The 6,431-nt window shown below is 36.0% G+C and carries 5 protein-coding genes and 1 pseudogene; 1 reads left to right on the forward strand and 5 read right to left on the reverse strand.

All coding sequences use genetic code 11. The features are described 5' to 3' along the window. The 3 genes and pseudogenes from ACKI5B_RS03980 to ACKI5B_RS03990 form a co-directional block, all read right to left on the reverse strand. Nucleotides 1-188 (reverse strand): annotated as a pseudogene (locus tag ACKI5B_RS03980) (cation:proton antiporter); the annotation flags it as partial. A gap of 44 nt (nt 189-232) precedes the next feature. After that, on the reverse strand, nt 233-1,510 hold the full coding sequence (locus ACKI5B_RS03985) for a hypothetical protein (RefSeq protein WP_407426061.1): 1,278 nt from the start codon (nt 1,508-1,510) through the stop codon (nt 233-235). A 205-nt stretch (nt 1,511-1,715) separates the two neighbouring features. Continuing rightward, nucleotides 1,716-2,165: a hypothetical protein gene (locus ACKI5B_RS03990; RefSeq protein WP_407426063.1), complete on the reverse strand. Its 450-nt coding sequence runs from the start codon at nt 2,163-2,165 to the stop codon at nt 1,716-1,718. Between the two features lie 156 nt (nt 2,166-2,321). On the opposite strand from ACKI5B_RS03990, the gene ACKI5B_RS03995 reads away from it, so the two are divergent. Further along, the gene (locus ACKI5B_RS03995; protein ID WP_407426065.1) at nt 2,322-2,639 is read left to right on the forward strand and encodes a helix-turn-helix domain-containing protein; all 318 of its coding nucleotides are present in this window, start codon (nt 2,322-2,324) and stop codon (nt 2,637-2,639) included. Nucleotides 2,640-2,684: 45 nt separating this feature from the next. On the opposite strand, the gene greA is transcribed toward ACKI5B_RS03995, so the two are convergent. Both greA and ACKI5B_RS04005 read right to left on the reverse strand, forming a co-directional pair. Beyond that, on the reverse strand, nt 2,685-5,402 hold the full coding sequence (gene greA, locus ACKI5B_RS04000) for a transcription elongation factor GreA (RefSeq protein ID WP_407426067.1): 2,718 nt from the start codon (nt 5,400-5,402) through the stop codon (nt 2,685-2,687). Nucleotides 5,403-5,420: 18 nt separating this feature from the next. Then, a complete protein-coding gene (locus ACKI5B_RS04005; protein ID WP_407426069.1) occupies nt 5,421-6,350 on the reverse strand; it encodes a tetratricopeptide repeat protein in 930 nt (309 codons plus the stop codon). Nucleotides 6,351-6,431: the final 81 nt, after the last annotated feature.

Here is a 6,431-nt window from a genome sequence, read left to right on the forward strand (position 1 = left end):
GGAACCAGATTTAAGCAGTGAGGACCGATTAAAATTCCTGCAACAATATAGGCTGTAACGTTTGGAAGACGCAGCTTTTTTGTTACGCGCGTCATTAAAAAGCCTGCAATGAGAATGAACGAAATTGAAATAATGACGGCAGAGACCGAAGTGTCGTTTATACCGCCATTATAGAGGAAATGAATCATCAGAAATATTGTAGCATGAAAAAAGAAAAGTGAAAATGGAAAAGTTAGAGTGTATCGAGGAAACGGCTCAATTGTCTGAAAAATTCTCGTGCAGAATCGATGAGTTCTTTTTTCAAGTCATATTTCATATAACTGGCCATGATGTACACAACAAATGTCAAAACAGCAACAGTTATAATTTTTCTGATGATATTTTCTGTCTTAACACCGCAGGCAAATTCAAATGCAAAATATGAAAGAATACATAATGCAACGGCAACTATCATGAAAAGTAAATAGCCGTTTGATGAGCTCATTGTAAGCGTATAAGCGAGCATGATATAAGACAATATCGAAATGAATACCAGAATAAGGGCGATGATTTTTCTTGTGGTTTTCTTTGAATAAAAGGCGATAGCACATTTGAGCACGGTGTAAACAGAAAGGCCGATTTTTGAAAACTGCTCGGAAAGACTGGCATATTTGTAGAGTAAATTCGTCCTTCGTAGAATAATGAGACTTAAGATAATGATAACACCTGCAAAAATATCAGCGATATTCAGAAGAAAAGGTAGTGCAGGATTTTGTTTTTCCGGAGCGGCGTGAACTGGTTCTTTTTCAGTATCACGGGTTTCAGTTTGCTCTGTTTCTGATGATTCAGATTCATCTGTCTGTTTACCAGATAGAATTTCTTCGCTTTTTTCAATGTCCGTACTTCTAGATTCTGTATTGTTTTCAGCGCGTATTATCCTGAAGTTTATATGCATAATTTTATGAAAAGCCTTTGCTGCAGAATTTTTAAATTCTTTCAGCCTTTTATTGTTTTCATCTGCGATATTTAAAATTTCATCACAGAAACTTCTCAAAAAAATTAAAGAAGGTGATTTTATAAGCTTTCCTAAATCAGTCTGAGGAAGAACTGACTGCGTAAATGCAAATTTTAAGATGTCACAGAGAGTTTTTTCTTTTTCTTCACTTAAACCTGTTATGTAAAATTCTTCTGATTTACCGCCTGACTGAATTTCAAGTTTTGTATAAAATTCTGTAACTGAATCCGAAAGACTTGCTACAGAATTATCAGATGAAGCATTTTTTGAAATTCTAATGTCGGTATACTGATTTTTGGAAACCGCTCCTGATTTTATGCCGTTTTTTGATTTTAAATACCAGTAAAGACCTTTATTGCTGACAGCAAAACCATATCTTAAAAATGCACCTGTCCATACACCGCAGAGCAATTCTTCATCAGCAGAAAAACTGAAAAAAGTAGAAATGCGCTGCTTTGTGCTTTCAGAAAATTCCTGCTGAAAATAAATATTTTTCATTTTGATAAGATTTTGCATAACAGCTCCTTTATTTCTGTTGATGTTTTTTAGTTTCTTGCAAGTGCTATAATTAGACCTAAAACTGCATAAATCATTGCAATACGGATAAAAATCTCCCATAATTCATAGTCGCTTTTATTCTTAAATGAGAACCAGAATGATTTTAATTTTTCGAGTAAGTTTATTTTATCCATTTAGTTTGATTTACTCTCTTTCCTTTGTTTTAAAAGTAATAGTAAACAGTGTATTCAAGTCCTGCAGGGATGTTATAAGTTGTCTTAACACCTGTTGAAGAATTTGTTGCGCTTGTAGTTGTTGCAGAAGCCTGTGTTTTATTCTCAGAAGAACTTGCCGTAACAGCCTTTGTTCTTACCATGTCACATAATTCATTTCCAGCCTTGTTTTTGTAATTTGAATTTGTCTTTGAAAAAAGGTGAATTTCATAAGATTTTACATAATATGAATTCGATTCTGTTTCAATACAATAAAATACATTCACCCGGTAGTAATTTTCATATGAAGTAAGGTTATATGAATATTTTGTGACAGTTTCTGAGCTTCCGCTTCCGCCACCGCCATCAGAACAGGCAGAAAAAACAGTAAAAAGACAAAGTGTAGTAAATATAATTATAAGAGTCCGATAAATTTTGCATTTTCCGTCAGTATTTTTCATATCCTTTTCCTCCACTAAATTGGTAAAATTTTCCTTTCTTAAAGTAATATTATAATCTGCGAAATCAGAGAAATCAATTAAAATATTTCTTAAAAGGTATATTTATTACTTTATTACAAGTTTAGAAATCTTTCTCATTGTTAATAATTTTTACCTATGAAGAAGATTTTACAGTCTGAAAAAGAATCTATTCCACAGCTTTTCGGGCGGAATGTTAAAAAATATCGTAATGAGCGGAAATTAACTCAGGAACAGCTTGCTGAAAGATTAGGAGTTTCCCAAAAGCATCTTTCGATTATAGAAACTGGAATTCAGTTTGCTTCGGCAGCGTTGATTGAAAAACTTTGTGAAGAACTTTCTGTTTCGCCTGCGGATTTATTTGGCGGTTCACAGGATGAAGTTCTAAAAGAAATCAGAAAAAGCCGGGAAATGATTATGTCGATGATTGCAAATGAAGTCAGGTATAATCCGTAATTCTCTCCCTCGCAAAAAAAAATCCCGCCGAAGCGGGACATTTTTTTACATCTTTGTAATTACAATCTTTTTGACTTCAAAGTTGTATTTGTGCTCGTTGATTGTAAATGTGAGCGATTCTCCAACTTTGCGGTCGAGAATTGCATTTCCGAACGGTGACATGTAAGAAATTACGCCGTTTTCCGGATCTGATTCCCATGGACCAAGAATTGTATAAACTTCGTCTTTGCCGGAATCTTTGTTTGTAAGTGTAACAGTGGTTCCGAAAGAAACGAGTGATGATGTTGCTGTTGTCGGATCGAAGATAACTGCACGTGCAAGTTCTTCCTGAAGACGTTTGAGGTCGTTTCCGAGCTTGTGCTGAGCTTCTTTTGCAGCAATGTATTCTGCGTTTTCCTTTAAGTCGCCCTTTTCCTTTGCTTCTGCAACTTCTTTTGCAATAGCAGGAATGTCGATTTTTTCCATTTTTTCCTGAAGAGCACGTTTTTCTTCGAGTTTCTTTGCTGTGACCAGCATTCCTTTTGGAGAAGCTGATTTTTCTTCAGTTGTATGGAATTTGTAGTCAGGATATTTTTCGAGAATCTTGTTGCGCAGCTGTGTTTTAATTACGCCGTCAAGTTCTTTAATGTCATCAACGAGGGTGTACATATGGCCCATCTGGTCGATGTCACACGAAAGCATGTATGCTGAATATTTTCCGCTTTCAAAGAGCATTTTACAAGCATTTTTGATGATTTTTTTGTTTTCTGTTGATTCAACATGGTTATCAATTTCGCGGAAACACTGAGAAATAATATTGACGATTGCAATAAGCTGCTTCTGGAGAGGAACACCGGCTTCTTTAAACCAGTCTTCTTCGCTGCAGTCATCAAACAGGAAGAGAATTACATCGCGGTAAGTACGGAAGTCTTCAAATGAGTCTGATACAAGTTTTTTAACTTTTTCGACATCACCTGCATTGATAATTGCTGCAAGAACTTCTTTTTTGAGGATTGAAGGGAACATTTTAATGTATTCGTCTTCCCAGTCTGGAAGCATTTTTACAGCCTGAAGGAATTTAGTTCTTAAATCGCCTTTTTTAGAACCTCTGAGAATTGAGTACATTTCTTTTGGAGATTCAATTTCGTTGTAAAGCTGTGAGAAGGTGTATTTACTCTGGAAGCTGAGGTTTGGAATTTCCTGACCAAGCTGCTGAACAACAAGATATGAAGCAATTACCTGTTCATCAACTTCGCTGAATGATTTAAGGAAGCCAGTGAAATAGCTGAACATATCTGCAAGAAGTTCGCTTTCTTTGTCTGTTTCATCGTCTTCAATGAATTTATAAAGAATGTCGATTCGTGCAAAGAACTGTTTTTGAGCTTTGAACTCATTTGAGTATTTTTCTTCCGGAGTAATAGCTCTTTCACGGACTGTATATTCGTTGATGTTGTTTGGATTTACGCCGAATGTTGAATCAAGTTCGAGTACTCTTTTAGCACCGCTGTTCCAGCTTGTCCATTCGCTCGCTGTAAGAATTGAAGGAACAAGTTCAGCCTTGATTTTTTTGAAGTCACAGCTGTTGTCAAAACTCTTGATGATTGTTTTGAGTGCCCATTCTTTATTTGTTTTGATTTCTTTTGCAAGTGCTTCTTTTGTGCTGAATTTTGAAGATTTTGAACCGACTGTTGCTTTGATAACCCAGATATGGTCGCGTGAAAGCGGCTGTAATGCACTGACTGCCATTTTAAGAGAGATTTCTTTTTTACCGTTTTTACCGAAATTGATTGTAAGTGTATCATTTTCAACTTTGATGATTACACCAACACCCCATGTTCTGTGATAAACGAAGTTCTTTGCATCAAAAGCAATGTGTTTTTCGAAGTCAGAGATTGCTTCAAAAACATTGCGGTAGCTCTGGTTGAGGTCTGAAGAGCGGATATATTCTTCAACATGACTGTGATTTGCATATTTCTGTGCGTAACAGTCCGTGATTTCGCGGCGTGCCCATGAATCTTTTGGATCGATTGAAAGGTTGAGCTTTAAAATATCAATTGCAGTATCCCACTTTTTGTTGTCTTTGTAGTAAGCATAAAGTTCCTGCATCATTAAAGCTGATTTATCTGCACTGATTGATTTTGCAATTTTGCGCTGTACAAGAAGGAAGAAGTCAATTTCTTCTGGAATTGCAGCAACTAATTTAGACCAGATTTCACTTGCAGAGTTTATGTTTTTGTTGTTTACATAGCGGAGAAGTGATTTTTTATAGAAATCATTTGCTTTTTCTGTATCACCGTCTGCCATATAGTGGTCTGCAAGTTTTTTTGCTATTTCAGCTTCTGTAAAATCAACTTTTACGATTTTTTCGTAGATATTCCAGAGCTCAGAATTGCCAGACTGTTCAAAGTTTGAAGCAAGAGTTCTTAATGCGAATTTGTTTGATGTGTCATCGGCAAGAATCGTTTCACACATGTAAACAACGATTGGTTCTTTGTGGTTGTTTTGAAAAATGTCAACAAGAGTTTCGAGTGAAGAATTATCCAGAGAGCCTTTTTTGAGAGCCAGCATTCCTGAAATGTAAAGCGCTGAAATACTGTCCTTTGTATGCAAAAGCTGTTCATCGCATACTGCTTTAATTTCGTCGATGCAGTTTTCATTTTTTGCTTTTTCAACGATTGTGGTCAATTCAATCAGGTCATTTTTTGAATAATTACTGATTGTTGCGCGTGTCCAGGTGTCTTCTTTAAGTTTTGCCTGAACCAATTCTACTAGCTCTTTTGACATAAAATTCTCCTTGCCAAATTATTTTGTATACATTCTATATATAGATTCATCATGTACGCGAATCTGAAGAAGACATGTGTTAATTTTTTCACTGCCTTCGTTCGTGCGTGCATAATGGTCAATAAGCCAAAAATACATATTTATAAGCTTTGGTTTTAGAATTTTTGAATCGCTTGCAGGATCCTTAATTTCATTTTCCAAAGCATATATTTCCTGTTTTAGCCGGCCGACTTCCTGAGGACGTAACTCCCTTTTTACATTGAATACCCCGTATAACACTCCGTATACAGGAATCCATGCCTGAAGTTCTGAGCCGGAATAACCTTTTTCTTTGATGCGCTGAATAAGACCTGCAATTAAGTCTGAATCCAGAAATTGAATTTCAATTTTTTGTGCATCAATAAAAAATGCTTCCCTGAAAAGCACTTTCGCTTTTTTGTCTTCACCACAAAGCGCAAAACAGTCTGCCATTTCTGAAATAATTACAGCGGATGACATTGAAATCTGGTGTGCTTCTGTAAGAAGATTCAGTGCATCTTCGTATTTTCCCAGCTTTTTACAGCATAAGCCTTTTTTTCTTAGAAGTTCTGCCTGCTGCAGCTGATTTCCTTCTTCGTGAAAAGACTCGTAAGAGTCTAAAGCAAGACGGAAAATACCTTTTTGAATGGCATAAAGCGGTTTTTGAAAAATCTGCTTCTGCCGTTCGTAATCAATTTTGAAAGCCTTCCAGCGGGCAATAAGACTGTCACCGCGTTCTGTTGAATCAAGTTTTGACAGTGTCTGTACAAAATCTGTCCAGTAAGAACAGCACCAGCGCGCAAAAATCAATTCAGTGTTATCAAAATTGTATTCCAGTGCTCTGTCCAGAATTTCCCTCGCCTGGAAGGGCTTGCCTTCTTCGAGGAGAGCATATGCTTTTGATAAATCATCATTCTGCTGTATGTTCATAATTCTGTACATTTAGAGTTTTTGGAGATACTGATAATTATAATTAAAATACGGGGAGTTAGTCAATAAAATATCAAAAAA

It is taken from the genome of Treponema sp. (assembly GCF_045657965.1).
Classification (GTDB): Bacteria; Spirochaetota; Spirochaetia; order Treponematales; family Treponemataceae; genus Treponema_D.

What these genes read in the sequence shown, in the direction of transcription:
- ACKI5B_RS03985 (WP_407426061.1), bottom strand. Translation starts at nt 1,510, where the DNA reads ATGCAAAATCTTATCAAAATGAAAAATATTTATTTTCAGCAGGAATTT.
- ACKI5B_RS03990 (WP_407426063.1), bottom strand. Translation starts at nt 2,165, where the DNA reads ATGAAAAATACTGACGGAAAATGCAAAATTTATCGGACTCTTATAATT.
- ACKI5B_RS03995 (WP_407426065.1), top strand. Translation starts at nt 2,322, where the DNA reads ATGAAGAAGATTTTACAGTCTGAAAAAGAATCTATTCCACAGCTTTTC.
- greA (WP_407426067.1), bottom strand. Translation starts at nt 5,402, where the DNA reads ATGTCAAAAGAGCTAGTAGAATTGGTTCAGGCAAAACTTAAAGAAGAC.
- ACKI5B_RS04005 (WP_407426069.1), bottom strand. Translation starts at nt 6,350, where the DNA reads ATGAACATACAGCAGAATGATGATTTATCAAAAGCATATGCTCTCCTC.